At 41.0% G+C, this 18,330-nt stretch carries 10 protein-coding genes and 1 pseudogene; 6 read left to right on the forward strand and 5 right to left on the reverse strand.

Annotation, left to right across the window (positions count from 1 at the left end):
- Window positions 1-277: 277 nt before the first annotated feature.
- The gene (locus JMY01_RS05915) at window positions 278-6,001 is read left to right on the forward strand and encodes a ribosomal protein L7/L12 (protein ID WP_227677712.1); all 5,724 of its coding nucleotides are present in this window, start codon (window positions 278-280) and stop codon (window positions 5,999-6,001) included.
- Here the strand turns inward: JMY01_RS05915 and JMY01_RS05920 are convergent.
- Together JMY01_RS05920 and JMY01_RS05925 are read right to left on the reverse strand one after the other, a co-directional pair.
- A complete protein-coding gene (locus JMY01_RS05920) occupies window positions 5,988-6,512 on the reverse strand; it encodes an IS630 family transposase (RefSeq protein ID WP_201577285.1) in 525 nt (174 codons plus the stop codon). The genes JMY01_RS05915 and JMY01_RS05920 overlap by 14 nt on opposite strands.
- A gap of 20 nt (window positions 6,513-6,532) precedes the next feature.
- Window positions 6,533-6,835, reverse strand: coding sequence for an IS630 transposase-related protein (locus JMY01_RS05925; RefSeq protein ID WP_201574712.1), 303 nt, complete (start codon window positions 6,833-6,835; stop codon window positions 6,533-6,535).
- Window positions 6,836-7,349: 514 nt separating this feature from the next.
- Here JMY01_RS05925 and JMY01_RS05930 point away from each other — a divergent pair.
- From JMY01_RS05930 to truC, 3 genes are all read left to right on the forward strand, one after another.
- The gene (locus JMY01_RS05930) at window positions 7,350-10,610 is read left to right on the forward strand and encodes a hypothetical protein (RefSeq protein WP_201574713.1); all 3,261 of its coding nucleotides are present in this window, start codon (window positions 7,350-7,352) and stop codon (window positions 10,608-10,610) included.
- 278 nt (window positions 10,611-10,888) lie between these two features.
- A complete protein-coding gene (locus JMY01_RS05935) occupies window positions 10,889-11,167 on the forward strand; it encodes a peptidylprolyl isomerase (RefSeq protein WP_201574714.1) in 279 nt (92 codons plus the stop codon).
- Between the two features lie 129 nt (window positions 11,168-11,296).
- On the forward strand, window positions 11,297-12,055 hold the full coding sequence (gene truC / locus JMY01_RS05940) for a tRNA pseudouridine(65) synthase TruC (protein ID WP_201574715.1): 759 nt from the start codon (window positions 11,297-11,299) through the stop codon (window positions 12,053-12,055).
- Between the two features lie 290 nt (window positions 12,056-12,345).
- Here the strand turns inward: truC and JMY01_RS05945 are convergent, their stop codons facing one another.
- Window positions 12,346-13,599 carry an HmuY family protein gene (locus JMY01_RS05945; RefSeq protein WP_201574716.1) on the reverse strand — a complete coding sequence of 418 codons (1,254 nt, stop codon included), beginning with the start codon at window positions 13,597-13,599 and terminating at the stop codon, window positions 12,346-12,348.
- A gap of 93 nt (window positions 13,600-13,692) precedes the next feature.
- On the reverse strand, window positions 13,693-15,339 hold the full coding sequence (locus JMY01_RS05950) for a TonB-dependent siderophore receptor (RefSeq protein WP_227677714.1): 1,647 nt from the start codon (window positions 15,337-15,339) through the stop codon (window positions 13,693-13,695).
- Between JMY01_RS05950 and JMY01_RS05955 the strand changes: the two are divergent.
- Window positions 15,301-16,003: pseudogene (locus tag JMY01_RS05955) on the forward strand (IS1 family transposase). The gene JMY01_RS05950 and the pseudogene JMY01_RS05955 overlap by 39 nt on opposite strands.
- Here the strand turns inward: JMY01_RS05955 and JMY01_RS05960 are convergent.
- Window positions 15,932-16,687, reverse strand: coding sequence for a TonB-dependent siderophore receptor (locus tag JMY01_RS05960; RefSeq protein WP_227677716.1), 756 nt, complete (start codon window positions 16,685-16,687; stop codon window positions 15,932-15,934). The pseudogene JMY01_RS05955 and the gene JMY01_RS05960 sit on opposite strands and share 72 nt — an antisense overlap.
- A gap of 448 nt (window positions 16,688-17,135) precedes the next feature.
- Between JMY01_RS05960 and JMY01_RS05965 the strand changes: the two genes are divergently transcribed.
- Complete coding sequence (locus tag JMY01_RS05965; RefSeq protein ID WP_227677718.1) at window positions 17,136-18,269, forward strand: ChuX/HutX family heme-like substrate-binding protein; 1,134 nt, start codon at window positions 17,136-17,138, stop codon at window positions 18,267-18,269.
- Window positions 18,270-18,330: the final 61 nt, after the last annotated feature.

Here is an 18,330-nt window from a genome sequence, read left to right on the forward strand (position 1 = left end):
TTGGTACAAAATTCTGTTGCTGATATTTTAAAAGAAATGCTGGGAAATCCTCGAACCAAAAAATAATCTTATAACGCCTATTCGTCAAGAAATCAATACGATGATAAGAAGCAACAAGATGAAAAACTCTATCCAGTCCAATATAAGGTAATAATAGAAAAAGGATTTAGAAAATCAGCAATTAAACAGATTAAATATCATATAGGTGTATTCGTACAAATGAAGTCATAGCGAAAATATATCTATATAACGCCAAGAACTCAGAGGAATACATAATATGAAAACGTATAAGATAACTATCAAAAGCGCACAGCTTGATACTCCTGATACTAAAGCTGCAATCAAGCATGTTTTAGAAAAAATGGTTGGCTATAATCATCTAGAAAAAATAAATAATTTAATTAACTTTGGTGGTGTGGTTGGTGAAAGATATTCCAAAGAAACGGCAAACGACTATGCCAAACAACTCCGCAATGCGGGAGCAGTAGTCGAAGTTGAAGAAATAGAAACTGAAACCACCGAGGAATTATTTCGTGTTATTTTAACATCCGCTGGTACCAACAAAATTCAAGTAATCAAAGCTATTAGAGAGCTTACTAAGCTGGGGTTGAAAGAGTCTAAAAATATCACGGATGAACTTGGAGTTATTGGCGATAAGTTGACTTTAGAAAAAGCTTCTCGCTACAAAAAAACTCTAGAAGCAGTTGGTGCCAAAGTAAACTTGGAATCCTTAAAGTCAAAAGACCCTAAAAATGATAACTACTTGGTAAAAGGTCAGGTCAATCTTGCTAATGGAGAACCTGCCAGCGGCGTGCTAGTTCGAGCTTACGATAAGGACTTGCGCAGTGAGCAATATCTAGGGGGGGCATCGACATCAAAAGCGGGCGAATATGCCATATCTTATAAACAAGAGCAGTTTTCTCGTAGTGAAAAAAACAATGCCGATCTATTGTTACGAGTGTTTAACGAAGTGGGTGTCGAGCTGGCTTCAAAAGCAAAAATTGAAGGCGAGCCAGACATATTTTTTAACAGTCCTAAAAAGATGGAAATTAACCTGCAACTAGAAAAATCGGCAGCTGTTAAAGCCTCAGAATATGAGCGTCTAGAAGTATTACTAAGACCTACATTGGATGGTGCAACACTAGCTGAGTTATCTCTTCAAGATATCAGCTTCCTGATAAATGAAACTGAAATAAATGAATTCTCTGATGAGTTTCCTGCTGGTGCTAATAGCATTCACTTTATAGCCCAAAGTGCAAAACTCTTCCGCGAAACGAGTATACCAGCAGAAGCCTTTTATGGTTGGGCGCGCATAGGACTGGGATTAGTACCTGATGACCATACCGAACGACTTACTTTGCATCTAAACACCTTGCTGGAAGAATCTGATAAAAAGCTAAAAGGCGCACTAGAGCAGGCAATAGCAGAAATTATTATTCCAGCATGGTTAGCAGAGCAAATTGACTTAATATTAAGTCAACTGCAACGTTTACGTGACGAAAAAGTACAACAAGAAAAAAACCATTGGCTACCACATCAAGCAAAAGGAATACTAATAGATGAGGCAAGCGCTGAACCACTGGTAGGTTACTTTGTACATGCTGAAATTATTGATCAAGATGGCGTGATAGATATAGAGGGTAGTGCTACTAATGTTCGAGGTGAATTTATACTCACTTATACATTACCTCCAGAGTCAACACTTTCAAAGCTCTCATTGGTTTTGAATATTAAAACCCCTAATGGTGATGAGCTTGATAAACATGAATTAAAATTGCCAGTAGAGCAAAAAGAAGCTGTCACAATAAAGACAACTGTCCCTATTCCAGTAGAGCCAGGAGAAGCGTTACAACTAGCAGCATTGCCCATATCTTTTTCTGATGACTTAACTACCTTTTTGGAAAAAAATAAACTGACTAATATTGCTGAGCTTCGTAAGCTTGGCACTCTTGAAAATATTAAAGAATTACCAGAAACACTGCGTGCAAGTGATGAGCTAAAACAGTTACAAGCACAGGTTGATTTGTCTTTACTCTCTACTGACTTAAAGCCTGCAGAACAGATTAAGCAAAATCAATTGTTAATAGACAAAGGCTTTACTAGTTTTTCTGCTATTGCTGATATGTCTGTAGAACAATTTGCATCAGTAATAGGTGACAATGGTATTGTTGCACCAACAGTACAGCACGCACAAGCGCGCTATCTAGATTTTCAATTGAATAATGCTTACCTTGATCGAATAACAGGTAATGCTGATGAAACAGAAGAGCTTGAACAAGACTCAGCCTTAAGCTGCCAATGTGAAGACTGTGTATCGGCTCTAAGCCCAGGTGCATACCTAACAGATTTGCTTGGCTACGTCATTAGGCATGTAGAGACTACGGATAGCAACAACCGAACCAAAAACATTGATCTTGACTTTCTAGTAGATACATTCCATCAACCTCTATCCAAACTGCCAATCAATTGTGCAGCAACAAAAACCCAGTTAAGACAAGTTAGAATTGCTTGCGAAGTACTCCTTGCTGCTATAGATACCTCTCAATTGAATTTTGTGATTACAGACGAACGCGTTGCCAGATATCGTCAAGCAGCCTACCAGTCGCTGCTTAGAGCTATAGGCACTTCCCAGTTTGACCTTGATAGAGCATCATCAGATGCCGATATCGAAGCCATTGCCAATCGTCTAGGTATTGACTCTAAGTATGTGCAAGAATTACAGCTGCAATCGGGTGCCCACCAAATTTTAGCTAATGCGTTATCAGAGCATAATTTAGAGCGGATTTTTGGTTTGCCAGCTTATATGGAAACATACATTGATATAGATATTCCACGGGTACGCTTACTTGATCCATTAAGATTTTTAAAAGCCGAGCAAAAACGCCCCGAGCTTTATGACTGGCGATTAGAGCATCTAAAAAAACAATGGAAAGAAATGGATTTTCCTGAAAGTCAGTTGTCACAAAATACACCGATTATTGATCCTGATGTGATTGGGCCTGATGATTTTCGTCATCCTGACGAGCTAAATACTGCTTTTGAGATTTGGAAAACGAGGCGTGAGTGGGTTGATGAACAGATTGCCCGTATTCATGACAAGGTTATTTCTGATTCCAATAAACCCAATGGTCTAGCGACTGCTATTGAAGAAATTGCTATGCCCACGACGCTTGATGATTTGATTGCTCAGCAAGCGCTATTGACAAACGATGCAAAGATTATCGAGGATGCAGCGTTTACTCAATGGCTTAGCGCAAGACAGTTAAGCGTTGAGGCGTTAGCTGAACTCGCAAGGTTCGCAAGTGATGTAAAAGTAGGAAAAGAATATAACGAGGAAGAATGGCAAGCCTACACAAACAATGCCACTAACATACTTGTCAATAGTGTAAAAAGAGCTACTTATGATAGCTGGCTATTAGAAGAAGCCAATATTAACTTGAATATGACTACGTTCTGGCCTTCTTTGACAGAACCGGAACAGGGTGAGTGGTCACTATTTTTAGAAAGCGAAAAGCCACTACTTGATCCTGAAAATATTGAACCTAAAGAGTTACCAGACGGTAAGTTTGGTCTTACTGCACGCACCTTATGGGACGAGCGCCGAATACAGTTAAATGAGAAACAAAAAGAATACGCTGATATTTTAAAATCAAAAATGGTAGATCGATTAGATACTGTGATGAGTGATGCTTTTGGTTCAGTACCTGATATTGAAGACATCAATACCAAACTGAACAGTCTAGATCAAACTGAACAGGCAGAGGCAAAAGCGCAAATATTAGCATTAAATCTAAATCAAGAAAGCTTTGTATCATTAGTATCCGCAAGTTTGATTTTGAATGATGCAGATCAAACATTGTCAGATACGATTCAAAACAATTTATCTGCCGCTCTAGTTTCCGCCTATAAGTTTAATTTCTTATATAGTGATTGGCTGCTAGAAGAAGCCAGCTTGCCATATTGGCAATTGCTCAAAGCGCGTCTACCAAAATGGCGAGCGAGTCAATCACAGAGACAACAATGGCAGCAAGCGTTAAAGCAAGCGAGTACGCCACCGTTAATTGATCCTGATGTGATCTCTGGTGATGTGTTACTTAAGCCTGTCATTGGCAATTTTGCTTATGATACTTGGCGCTCACGTACAAAGCTAATTGATATAGAACTAAATACTATCCGTGACAGTATAGAACAAGGCGGCAATGTTACCGATGATGTCATTAAGCCAGATGCTATAGAAGATTTATTTAGTGAAGAAAAATATCTAGGTATCTCTCATCAAGACCTGATAGCACTTAGTCAACTCGAAGAAAAAGGAGTTTCTATCACAAGCCGGCTACAGCAAATATCGCTGGTAAGAGAGGCCTATTTATTTTTGTTGGATGTCGCTAAGCGCATAGAAAAAGGATCGAAGGTATTAGCTGGTACACGTGAAAATATGTATGCCATTCTTTTGCAAATCTGGAAAATAAAACAGTTTGCCACATGGAGAAAAGAAGAGAAGAGCAGGCTTTCACTTAGCCCTGAGTTTTTTAAATATCCTACCCAGCGTCCTACATTCACAACGCAACAAGAGGCACAAAAATGGCGTATTGATACACGTAGACAACGCGAGTGGTATAGAACGCTAAAAGCAAGAATTGATCAACAAGAGGTGCTTGCATCTAGTCTTAAGTCTATGGTTTCTGAGGTAGAAGAGCAAACGCTTCCTGAATTAAGAGATGCCTTAATTGAGATTGTTGATGACACCAATGATGCATTTAATATTAAAGCAGAAAAGCTCACCAAGCGCTTTCTTATAGACTTGCAACAAAGTGGCTGCCAGATGACGACACGTGTCAGCATGGCACTCGAAGTCTTGCAAACCTTAGTATTCTCAATTAGGTCAGGCAAGATTGATATCACGGATGTTGAGCTGAAACTAAGCTCAAAGCAGTTTGAACAAGAATGGCAATGGATGAGCTCTTATGCCACTTGGAAAGCGGCGATGGGCGTATTTCTTTATCCTGAGCAGATTTTATATCCGTCGTTACGAGAAGATCAAACGTCTGAATTTAGACGGTTAACAAGTGATACCTCGAATCAACTCTCTCCTGAAGAGGCTTGTAAAATAAGCGAAGCTTATTATGAGTACCTTAAAGATATTAGCTCTCTAGAAGTTAAGGCAACTTGTTGGGGCAATACTTCGATAGAAAGTAAACAGAAATGTTTTACACACAGTATTTCGAAAAAAAGAGATAAAAATCTACAGTATCTTTTTGGTATTAATAATGAGACTAAACGTTGTTACTGGTCGACATTTGACTTGGACTTAAAGGCCCGAATCATTGCTATAGCTGAAGGTAATGCAAAAACACAAATATATCAGTCGTCATGGCAGGCATTACCTGTTGGTGATGCTACTGTGACTGATATAGTAGGCGCAACAGCTTATAAGAATAAAGTATATGTAGTTTTACGAATAGTAGTTAATGAAAAAGACAAACTGGGTTCCCTACTGTATGACCTTGAGAAAGGCACATGGAGTGAGTTGGTTGAATTAGATGTTCCTACTAGGAGCGTTTCGTTTGCTCTTGTACAACAAGACAGTATAAATAATGACCCTCAACCACCTACTATTTGTTGCTTGGCTTTAACTGATCCTAAGGTGTTCTTTTCTGAAAAAGCAACTGAGGTCGATACCGTCTACTCATCTGTACTATATTCAAACACTCTAGGAGATGAAAATACTTGGGTAAATGAAAAATGGACAATAATTACTCCTATTGAGGGTTATAATTACTGGAAAAATCGTTTTAATGGGAAGAAATCAAAAATTACTTCCGCTTTACGATATAAAAATGGTTTATTAATTTCGGTAGATATTGAAATAGTTGATCCATCTAATAAAGATCCTAATTTTCTTTTAGGGTATGTATATGGTGTAAATGCGTCAAGTTTAGCAATGGGTTTAAGCATATTCCCAAATCAAATAGAAGATTTAGATATAGTCAGTTCAAAATAAAATTGTTATGGTTAGGACAAACATCATAAAACAACTTGGATAAGTCATTTTCCAACCAGCCTTGGCGTAGAAACTTTACCTGAGCCCATTTTTTCTCGATAGGGTTCAGATCAGGGCTGTACGGCGGTAGCCAAAGAATACGATGACCGTGCCTGTTCAGTAGCTTTTGAATGCGTTTATTCTTATGAAATCTGGCATTATCCATGACAATCACGCATTTGGTTTTAAGACTTGGGATTAGCTTGTGTTTGCACCAGTCGTAGAATATGCTGCTGTTAATGTTGTGCTTAAAGTAATCTAGGGCAAACAGCATCTTTTCATATAGAGCACCGATAACGTTGGTTCGCTTTTTACCTTGCCAGTTGTAACTATCGATACAGGGTTTACCAATCGGTGCATAACCATGAGAGCGAATGGTCTCGTGCTCAAAGCCGCTTTCATCCATATAGACGATGGGATAGCCTTGTTGTTTAAAGTTATCAAGCTTACTGTGGTATATCGCTCTTTTGATCGGACAGGCTTTTGGGTGTTCTAAGGTCTTTTTTTGACTGTGCCAAGTCGCTTTAGGGCATGATAAATGCCTGTTTTACTACAGTTTAGACGACGAGCTCGCTCATACTGGTAATCATCGGGATGTTCTTGAACATCATTAAGTAGCACATCATCTGGTATTTTATAGGGTTTGGTTTGCCTGGTTGTTTTGCTATGAACACGTCTCTTCCAGTTTTGTATGGTGGTTGGGCTGAGGTTATAGAATTTAGCTGCCTCGGCAAAGGTCATACCCTCGTCTAAGCTTTTTAGTACTTGTTTGCGAAAATCTAGTGAGTAAGTCATGGTCTTTATAATAACAATTGAATTTGATAGTTAGTTTATAACACTTTTAGGTGGGATTGACTATATTTACCTAACACTGAAATCTTTAAATATATATCTACTTTCTCATTCGTCAAAAAAAGTAAACCATATAGACGTATTTGAACATATTGGAAAGACTTGGCAATTACAGCTTGAAATATCCTCTCTGGAGGAAAAGACAGGACTCCTATTTACAAATTATAAAGAGTGGTCGGAAGGGGTAGGGAGAAGTGATGATAATTACCTAAACGATAATATAGGTGCGTTACGTCTAGCTCCTAGTAGATTTAATTTAACTAAGCTTCATATCTTTAATAATTGGTTAACTGGTTACGAAGCTAAGGATCTTCCTAGCTCAGATGAAGAGCTAAATGAATTTGCGTCAAACCTTACTTCTCCTCTAAACAATAATTACTTAACTTTTTCTCAATACTATACGGAGATTTCGTTAGCTACACAAAATGGTAGTTCAGGACATAATAGTAGTTATAATATGGTGTACAACATTGCAATAGATACAAATAACTTTACGCCAATACTTGCCGTTATATATAGTGACTTTGATGACGGCCAATTATATCAATTACTTATTCGTAATATGGCTCCTAAAATGCAGTCTAAGCCCATTCAAATTAGCACTAAAGTAAATACTGAGTATCAAGGGTATAGACGAGACTGGATACATGAAAACAGTATCCTTAATGATCATTCAAATGTTAAATATTTGAATGAAGCGTATTATTACTTGCCTGTTTGGATCGCGGAACAACTATCTCGCTCTGGTCACTATAAAGAAGCACTAGATTGGTATAGGCTGGTATTTGACTATACGTCTACTACCAATCGTAAAATTTCATGGGTTCTTCAGCAAGAAGAACGGTTTGGGCATAATTATAATAGGAATAGTGGGTGGCCAGTACAGTTAAATCCTCATGCATTTGCTCAAAGCAGAAAAAATACCTATACCCACTTCACAGTACAATCAATTATTCGTTGTTTGCTTGATTATGCAGATGCTGAATTTACTTTTGATACTAGCGAAAGTATTGCTAAAGCCAGATCGCTTTATCAATCAGCACTTGATCTTATTCAATCAGAATTACCTATTCAACCTGAAAATAAATGCTTAGCTTTAATTGAATCACACAAGTATACAGCCGAAGATATTACCTTACAGCCTTATTATGATTATCTTAAGTTAAAGCTGGCTGAAATCAATCACACAGACTTATTAAAGACTACTCTTGAGCAGGTAGTAGCTGCTCTCAAAGCTTCCAATATTTCTGAACAAGAGCGTTTATTGAGTGCGTTAAAGAAAATACAAAAAGCATTGGGTGAACGTACAGCTATACATACGTTGATTGACATAATGAAAAGATCGGCTGAGAAAAAACAGATAATAAGTCGATCATTATTATCTAATGCCAGTTTATCAATGACGCTAGCTAACACGATGACACTGGTACCCACGCTCGCCACTATCAACACTAGCGTTGAAATTGAAACGGTTGACATAGCTGAATTTAACGAAATTGAAATTGGTTATACTCCGAGCTTGTCTTACGAGTTTTGTATCCCTAATAACCCAACAGTTAAATTTCTCTTGCTAAGAGCAGAGCTTAATTTATTTAAAATCCGTAATTGTATGAATATTGCGGGAATGCAGCGTGAGCTTGAGCCATACTCAGCGCCGATAGACGTAGAGAGTGCATTGCCAAGTATGGGGGCTGGAGGGCAGATAAATCTGGCAGGCGTGACGAGAATCAGACCAACACAATACCGTTATCCAGTATTGGTTGATCGTGCGAAGCAATTAACTAACTTGGCACAGCAAACGGAAGCTTCATTCTTTAGTACTCTGCAGTCGCTAGACCAAGAAAAATATAGTTTATTTGATGCGCGGCAGGATGTTGAGATATCAAAAGAAAGCGTAAAATTACAAAAATTGCGTGTGCGTGAGTCAGAAAATGGCGTCGGCTTAGCTGAGTTGCAGCTAGAGCGAACTTCTGTTTTAGCTGAGACGTATGCTGAATGGTCAAGTGAAGATAAACTTACCTTAGAGGAAGATTTGCTTACTGCCTACGAGAGCGCATCTAACATTCAGCGTGCAGCTAGTGCCTTACGTTATGCAACACAAGGTTTTCAAATTGGTGCATCAGTTGCTGCTAGTTGGGAAGATTTTGGGACAACAACGGCACTCTATAGTTCAGCTCTTCTTACGACAATAGCTGAAGGTGTCTTAGATCAATTTGCGATTACAAAACAACTTTCTATTCAAAAACTTTCGTTAAATATTAGCATTGCGCTACGTAATCGCGAATACGAGCTACAGTATCAACTGGCTGAACAAGATTTGGAGATAGGTAATCAACAAATAAAACTAGCCAATGACCGTGTTCAGATTACCGAGCAAGAACAAGCTATAGCCGAAATTCAGTCGGAACAAGCCAGCGATACCGTTGTTTTCTTACAAGAGAAATTCGCTAATGTAGAACTTTATAACTGGATGAGCGGTGTATTACAGAGTATCTTCCGCTACTATCTGCAGCAGGCTGCTTCCATGTCAAAATTGGCTGAAATACAGTTGGCGTTTGAGCGGCAAGAGCCTTTATTCGGTGTCATTAAAGATGACTATTATGAATTGCCCAATTATGATAGTAATGATTCGGCAAGCGGTGACTCTTCTAGTATAGACAGACGAGGATTAACTGGCTCAGCGAGATTGTTAAGAGATATCACTAAGCTCGATCAATATGCTTTCACCACAGACCAGCGCAAACAACAACTCAGTATTAGTTTTTCATTATCACAACTTGATCCCTTTGCCTTCCAGCAATTTAAACGAACGGGTATTTTAAACTTCGATACATCAGGCAAAGTGTTTGACCGACGTTTTCCAGGGCAATATCTGCGCTTAATTAAACAAGTTAGAATCTCAGTAATTGCGCTTGTTCCACCTGTGCAGGGTATCAGTGCTACATTGACTTCTAGTGGTATATCTCGCGTAGTGATAGCAGGTGATGTATTCCAGACTGTTGCTATTCGCCGTGATCCTGAGTCGATAGCCTTTACCAACCCTATTGGTGCATCAGGTGTCTTTGAATTAAATCCCAATCCTGAAATGCTATTTCCCTTTGAAGGCAACGGTGTGGATACTAGATGGGAATTCCGCTTACCAAAAGCCTCAAATCCAATGGACTTTAATACCATTGCTGATGTGTTACTTACCATTGAATATACGGCTTTGTATGATAGGAATTACCAGCAGCAAGTACAGCAAGAGCTGGACACATATACTAGCTTCGATAGAGCTTTCAGCTTCAGCCAAGAGTTCTCTGATGCGTGGTATGACTTGCATAACCCAGAGCAGACGGACACTCCTATGAGCGTGAGTTTTGAAACCACATTGGCTGACTTTCCCTCTAACGTTAAAGAGTTAAGTATTACTAATGTATTGATGTATATTATTGCTGAAGATGACCTACCCGCTAAATTCGATAAAGCTAAGCTCGATTTCATCCAAGATGGCAATACCTCAGGAGGTGTAGCTGCATTACCGACTGATGGAGTGATTCGATCGAATGCTAATGGAACAAACTGGGCTGCCATAGGTGGGAGAGTACCAGAAGGGAAGTGGCTATTGGAACTTCCTAATGAATCCATTGTTAAGCAGCTATTTGAAGATGAGAAAATTATTGATATTTTGCTGGTTTTAACTTGTGAGGGTGAGCTACCTGGGTATTCCATTATTTAGGTATCGTTTTCATTTGAAGCTCACCAAGAATAGACGATAGTCTGTGAAATAAAGGTTTTCATCAATTTTAAATTTCTATGTCGTTATGGTGCGGTGGTTGCTCTACTATGAAAACAGGGATGTATTGATTATAAAGATATTACTTCTATCTGTATTTCTTGATAACGACAGTATCCAAAATGACTTTTGAATAAGTAGCGCATACAAGTTAGGTCAGCAACCAAAGTAAGTAGTGATATAATGCCGCGATAATTGATAATTTATGAAAGGTTTACATTATGGCTCGTACCGCTAGCGCATTACACATTTTAGTAAAAGACAAAGAGGTGGCTGAAGATATTATTGGCAAGCTCAAAAAAGGCGCGCAGTTTGATGTGTTGGCCAAGAAGCACTCAACCTGCCCATCAGGTAAAAAGGGCGGCAGCTTAGGTGAGTTTACAAAAGGTCAGATGGTACCGGCATTTGATAAAGTCTGCTTTAACGGCGAGCTATTCACGCCACATTTAGTAAAAACCAAATTTGGCTGGCATGTGGTTAAGGTGCTTTACAGAATGTAAGCATTGAAATCGAAATCGGAGCTATTGTCGGTGTCTTGGCACGATACGATAAAAGTTTTATATAAAAGATAGTAGATATATAGTTATAGGGCTTAAAGCAACACTATCTAAAGTAAGGGCAAAAAATACATGGATATTGAAAGTGGCACCGCTAACCAAATAGACATTATCTATGAAGATGAGTTTCTGGTGGCGATTAACAAAGAAGCCGGTCTCTTGGTGCATCGCAGTTGGCTGGATAAAGGCGAGACGCGCTTTGCTTTGCAACTCACCCGTGATGCGGTCGGGTGCCATGTATTTCCAGTGCATAGGTTAGACAGGCCGACATCGGGCGTGTTGTTGTTTGCCAAGAGCTCAGCTGTGGCGCGCAGCCTTACCGAGGCTTTTGCGGAACACAAGGTTACCAAGCAGTATCTAGCCGTGGTGCGCGGCTATATGGCAGAGCAAGGAGTCGTTGATTATGCGTTGAGCTTTAAGCCCGATGCTATCGCCGATAAGTTTGCTGACTTGGACAAACCCGCTAAAGAGGCAGTGACTCATTGGCAGAGCTTAGCACAAGTTGAGCTGCCATTTGCAGTGTCAAAAAAGCATGATACCAGCCGCTATAGTCTGGTGCGCTTAACACCTAAGACTGGGCGCAAGCATCAGCTGCGTCGGCACATGAGACATGTATTCCATCACATCGTGGGTGATACAAGCTACGGAGACGGACAGCACAATCGGTTTTTTCGTAGTCAGTATGGTTGCACGCGTATGCTGCTGCATGCTCAGAGTTTAGCGTTTAGTCATCCGGTCACTGGTGAGCCATTATTGCTAAAAGCAGGATTAGACGATCAGTGGATGCGCATTTTGGAAGCGTTTTCTTGGGTAGATAGCGTTGAAGGTTAGGCAGTGTCAGATTTATGGGTTATCTGAGACGGTCATATCATTTGAACATTCACTTACTCGCGAGACTATTTCTCTAAATAGCATGTTCACATAATACGAAAAACCAACTATCTTTCGCACGCATATAAAATATATCAGTAGCTATCTCAATAGACGCCCAGTAAAAAGCCCCTGTAGCATACGGCTTACAAGGGTTTTCTGGGGCGTCTTAATATTTTGTAGCTGTAAAGACAATTACCAACTGAGTCAGGATTAATATCATCATCTGTGATTTCAGTAAAAACACCAGATTAAGGCGCTGGTTGAATGTCTAGTTTAAATTCCCACGAGGTCGCCGTCGTCGCCGTACTATCAGGATAATTGATCTTATCCAGACGCACACGCGCATAGCTGTTACCTTCGGCAGATCTAATGAGCGCGCCTTGAGCACTATCAACCGGTTTGGCGTTTAGCTGATGGGTCATGCCATTGTAGGTGTACCAACCAAAATCTAGGTTCGGATAGTTGCCAGTATACGCAGGGTTGAGATCCGAGCCTTTACTGTCAATGACCCAGCTTCTGGCGCTTAGCGGCTTGTCGTAGTCTGCTGTGCTGGTAAGGTCGGCTAAGGTCGCTGCACTACCATCGGTGATAAATTGACTGACAATAGGCTTGTCTTTTGCATCATAATATCCTGCTGGTGTGGCGGCAAGATAACCGCCAATCTTACCACTGCCTGAATCCCCACCGTTTAAAATCACATCATTACGCTTAAAGCCAATTTGCCAAGCGCTGTTTTTATCGGAGCTACTTTTTCCTGTGCTTAAATCAAAATAGACCCAGCTATCATTGTCCGAGGCATCGATGGTTGTCGTCTGTACCTTATTCGGTAGCGCCGTATCAATCCAGCGAAGAGTAGGGTAGCCAGAGGCGCCTGTATTATTATAGTAGTTGGTGATTTGCAGGGCATAAATAGGCTGCTGGACGCTGCTGTCTGTCATGGCGCTACTATTGTCTGTAGTGACAAGATAGACGCGATTGTTCGGGTAGAGCTGATGGTTGCTTTTTAAGTTGTATTCAAACCAAGGCTGTGCATCAAATATACCGCCACTACGGTCTTCATTGTAGTGCATGGTGATGTCACGACTGGTATCAGGGTCTTGAGTTGCATTGTTATAAAGACTCAGATCTGACCAATCAATTAAGCCAAAGACGCCACCCAAACCTGCGCCAGAATCACCGCTATTTGACCAAAGCTTGACCGAACGCGCTTGGTTATCAAACTTGATATCCCATTTATCTTCGTCACACGAGCTTTCAGCTTTGGCATCAAAGTCATAACAGGTCGCGGTATTAGGTGCTAGATTGGTGACTTGCCAAGTTGCCGTTTCGCTAAAGCTGGCTGTGCTAGTAGGCGGTGTACTATCACTATTTTCGCTGCCATTACTATTCGAGTCATCACTGCCGCCCCCGCAACCAGTCATGCTGAGTGCTAAAATGCTGCTACTGAAAAATAATGCCAATTTGGTCGGCTTGGTATTCACTAATGGGATAATTGGGGTCATATCAGCTTCCTTGATGGTTGTCGTTTTATATAAAAGGTGAAAAATAGCAGTGTAAATACAACTGCTTTAGGGTGATTGTCAGTACAAGGTTTCTTACCAATGGTAACTGGCGCCAAGTAACCACTCACGATTATCAATGGGACGATAGTCGCTGGCATCGGTGACATCTCGCTGCACATCAAAGATGTTATTAATCGCCGCGTACAAGCTTAAGTTTGTGGTGGCGTCATAATTGAGCTTGCTATCGAGCGTCCACCAAGACGGCGAGTACGTCTGTGCGTTGGTGCTGACGAGCTGCTTGGATTCGTAGTTGAGGCGTGGGATCAGCTGTAATTTGTCATTGATTTGATAGTCTAGTGCCAGCATGGCTTTGTGATTGGGCTTATAGGTCAGTTCGGTATCCGTCACATTGTTATGCGTCTTGAGGTAAGCGTAGCTGGCTTGTAGTTTCGCGCGCTCGTCCACTTGCCAGTCAATACCAATATCGCCACCATAAGTTTTAGCGCTATCAACGTTCATATATTTATAAATGGCGATGTTACCATCGAAGGTAGCGTTGTCCTCGTCGGTTTGGATCAGATCGTTCACTTCATTATAAAAACCATTAACCGTCAAATTAACACTATCGCTCAGCTGACCTTGATAGCCGATTTGGTAACTGGTTGAGGTTTCAGGCTGCAAGTCGGGATTACCCATGACTTTATAACCCAAATTGCTATGGTCAAAGACGTAGTAGCGTTCTTTTAGGTTGGGCACGCGATAACCACCGCCAATACTGCTACGAAAGACATGGTCGCGACCGCTCGCATCCAAATGGTTGTATTTGAGTGATACCTTTGGCGCCATATGGCCACCAAAGTCTTCATCGTTTTGATAGCGAATACCGCTCAACACCTCCCAGTTATCACCAATCAGCCAATCATCTTGTATATATAGCTCGCCGACATCACGGCTGACGTCATCGCTGATAAGCTCGCTAAATTTATTTTTCGTTTGGCTTAACTTGTCTTGCTGAACCTGACCGCCAATTTGAATAAGGTGAATGTGCTTATCGGATAGCAATAGCTCAGGTAGGTCGAGCTGCGCTTGCGCCAGCGTGGTACTGATGTCTGTATCACGGGCGCTAGTGATGGTTTGCTGCGTTTTAGTATTGGATTCGCTTTGATATTCCTCATGCAGGGCTTGTGCGGACAACCGATAAGTTTTGCTGCGATTATCCGCATGTGGCGTGATATCAGCGCGCGCACCAACACTAAAACGCTGCTTAGTAATGTGTTCATCTCTTTGCTGGGCCAAATAACGCGGCGCGACATAGTAATTGAAACGGCTAATATCGTCTTCTTTATAGTAGCTGGCTTCTAGCCAATATTGAGCGTTTTTGACCATTCGGCTATCGTTATCACTATTGTTGTTGTTTGATATGCCTTTACCGTCCGGGCGGTAGCTAAGTCGGGCACTGATTTGTGACTGCTCGCTGGCGTCTTTTAATCTCGGCCATGCTTCATGGTCTAAGCTCAAGCCATCATTATCCAGATACGAGCCTGATAAACGCGCATGAAAACGCTGGTTTTTATCTAAACCGCCTTCCACGCTGGCTTCTACATAGCGCTTATTGGCATCTAATTTTTGGTGGTGTTCTAAAAAGTATGCTGAGGGAATAAAGGAGGGTGACAGCCGAAGCAAGATGATATATTTGAGGTTATGAAGACACAAATACAGATCAATTGCCCCGACTGTCACAGTCTTAGTCTAAAGAAAAATGGTATAAAAAGCTATGGTAAGCAGAACTATCAATGTAAGGACTGTAAACGCCAATTTATTGGCGATCATGCGATAACCTATAACGGCTGTCACTCTAGAATAGAAGACATCATACGACTGATGACTGTCCGAGGTTGTGGTGTTAGAGACATAGCAGTTATAGCCAAGGTTAGTATTGGAAAAGTGCTTAGCACCATAGGCTCATCCATTTACAAGATTGTACCTAGAAGCGCTACTATGAACGCTTAGAGGTTGATGAGTTCTGGACTTACGTATATCGCAAGAAACGTAAAGTGTGGCTCATCTACGCTTATGACCGTGCTACTAATGAGATTGTCGCTTATGTCTGGGGCAAACGTGACCCCTAAAAACGGCTAAGAAGTTAAGAGCACGTTTAAAGCAGCTTACAGTCAGCTATGGCTCTATCAGTATGGACAACTGGGACAGTTTTATAACCGCCTTTAAAAGTGATAACAAACGAATTGGTAAACAGCATACGATAGGGATTGAAGGCAATAACTGTCGTCTTAGACACCGATTGCGTCGGGCGGTTAGAAAGACTTGTTGCTTCTCAAAAAAGCTTGATAATCACTTTAAAGTATTCGATCTGGTGTTCTTTTATGTCAATTATGGCTACGTCTGATGCCAGCATACTTTTTAGAACACCACCTAATTTTTTACCTGATGGGTTTTGCTGACCATTGCTGGCAATCTCGGTGGTGATATGTCCTGTCGCTGTGCCAATGGGTTTGGTGATGATATTAATGACACCGCCCATGGCCGCGCTCCCAAACTGCGCTGACGCCGCTCCTTGCACCACTTCTATTTGCTCGATATCCATATTCATGTATTGATTCAAGTTTACCGTCGAGCCAGTGCTGGCAGTGATGGGTAAACCATCAATCAATACTAATACTTGATCACCGCTAAAGCCTTGCATGCTGACCTCGTAACCTGTTTTGCCATGGACTTCGCGTAAGTAAACGTTGGGTAAGAGGGCCAGCGCTTCTTTTAAAGTATGAGCATGGTTGTCCTCGAGTTGTTGGCGGCTGAGCACTTGTAGGGAAACTGGTGCATCACTCAATGCACGCTCAGAGCGTGTGGCCGTTACCACGATAGGATCTAAACGTATGCTTGGCATGGCTGCAACGCTTGCAATATTAATATTAGATTCTGTAAGAGGCAGCGCTGCTTGGACTGAAACTGGCGCCAAAGTACACAATGCTAACGTCACACTTATGGCTAATTTGCTACGACGCAACTGTGGCGGATGGGTGTGGTGTAATCTTGTATGAATCAAAGGAAGTTGAGACGCTAAAATCGACATAAATAAACAACCATCGTAAAAGTAAAAAGTAAGAGAGTCGCACTGCCAAAAGACTTTGTGCTTCAAAAAAAGCAATCTGAAGCGACCGAGTTATCGTTTTAATGCTTAAAGGTTTTGTTGCTTGATTCATTCCTTTAAGTAACAAAGCCTAGCTATAATATTTCAAAAGATAATGATTATCAAGATATAAATGATAATTATTATCGTTTACAAAATGGAAAAATATTGCCATAATAATTTCCGTTCAAGATCGCTTAGCAGAAACAGTAAGCGGCAGTTATGAAAAATATTGTATTGATAGCCAGTCTCTTAGTGAAGTTTCAATAAGAAATGCTGTTTCAGGTACCTGTTGTATGAGCTATCACCGCTATTTCAATATATTCATCTTTTAAATTAATGAAGCTATGCTGATTGGTTTTTTATTACCAACTATTTTATGGAGCGCACTATGAGTCACCCGTTATCTTTAAGCAAAAAAAATACTGAGTTGTGGAAACAGTACCAAGTGTTAAAAGCAAAAACGCCGATGCTGTTTCCAACAGAAGGGGCGGCTGTATTGGGGGTCAGCGAATTTGAGCTGATGTTGGCATCACCTTATAGCCAGTATATTGGTGATCAGTGCAGAGCCGTTTTAAAGCAGTTTGAGACGTTTGGTGAAATGGAAAGCATCGTCAGAAATGAGCTGGCCGTGCATGAAAAAACCGCGCCTTATCACAACCTTAAGCTTGGCGAAAAAATGGGTCTTGCACTCAATGTGGGTGGTCTAGATTTACGATTCTTTATGTGGCAGTGGCAGCATATATTGGCGGTAACTGATACCAGTCGCACGGGTAAGCCATCTTATAGTATTCAGTTTTATAACGGCCAGGGTGCTGCTATCGATAAAGTCTATCTGCGAGAGTTAAGCGATGAAACTATCAATCGATGGCAAGCGATGATTGAGGAGCAGCAGCAAAAGGTGAGTAATGTGACGCTAACGTTAGAGGCACAACAGCCGGTAAATGACTGGCGTTACAAGGCGCTGAGCGAGGCGGGGCGCACACAGCTACAACAAGGCTGGCTGGCAATGACAGATGTACATCAGTTTCATTCATTATTAAAAAATCTCGATATAGATCGTGCTAGTAGCTACCGTCAAGCACCAGAACAGATGACGCAGCAGCTTGATATTAGCGCTATCGAATCGGTTTTTGAGCAAGCGCGTGATGCCAAATGCCCAATCATGATATTTGTCGGTAATAGAGGACTCGTACAGATTCAGACTGGCACCGTACAGACGCTGAAGCGCATAGGGGATTGGTTTAATATTTTAGACAAAGACCATAATAATTTTACACTGCATCTCAAAGATAAGGCATTGGCGCAAGTGTGGAGCGTTAAGCGTCCAACCAAAGACGGTATCGTCACTTGCATTGAAGGGTTTGATCGTCACGGCGTTAGTATCTTTAGCGTGTTTGGGCAACGTATTGAAGGTACGCCTGAGCTTGAAGAATGGCAGCAGATCGTTGCTAATACGGTACAAGAGCATTCATATACAGAAGCCCTAGCGTCAGCGGTACTGGCTGAAGCCGAGAATACGTAAGACCGTCATAAAAACATCAGAAAATTTTTAGGATACTGACATTTACATAACAGCTAAGCCA

This window comes from Psychrobacter sp. H8-1 (assembly GCF_904846575.1).
Taxonomy (GTDB): domain Bacteria; phylum Pseudomonadota; class Gammaproteobacteria; order Pseudomonadales; family Moraxellaceae; genus Psychrobacter; species Psychrobacter fulvigenes.

What these genes read in the sequence shown, in the direction of transcription:
- JMY01_RS05915 (WP_227677712.1), top strand. Translation starts at nt 278, where the DNA reads ATGAAAACGTATAAGATAACTATCAAAAGCGCACAGCTTGATACTCCT.
- JMY01_RS05925 (WP_201574712.1), bottom strand. Translation starts at nt 6,835, where the DNA reads ATGACTTACTCACTAGATTTTCGCAAACAAGTACTAAAAAGCTTAGAC.
- JMY01_RS05930 (WP_201574713.1), top strand. Translation starts at nt 7,350, where the DNA reads ATGGTGTACAACATTGCAATAGATACAAATAACTTTACGCCAATACTT.
- JMY01_RS05935 (WP_201574714.1), top strand. Translation starts at nt 10,889, where the DNA reads ATGGCTCGTACCGCTAGCGCATTACACATTTTAGTAAAAGACAAAGAG.
- truC (WP_201574715.1), top strand. Translation starts at nt 11,297, where the DNA reads ATGGATATTGAAAGTGGCACCGCTAACCAAATAGACATTATCTATGAA.
- JMY01_RS05945 (WP_201574716.1), bottom strand. Translation starts at nt 13,599, where the DNA reads ATGACCCCAATTATCCCATTAGTGAATACCAAGCCGACCAAATTGGCA.
- JMY01_RS05960 (WP_227677716.1), bottom strand. Translation starts at nt 16,687, where the DNA reads ATGTCGATTTTAGCGTCTCAACTTCCTTTGATTCATACAAGATTACAC.
- JMY01_RS05965 (WP_227677718.1), top strand. Translation starts at nt 17,136, where the DNA reads ATGAGTCACCCGTTATCTTTAAGCAAAAAAAATACTGAGTTGTGGAAA.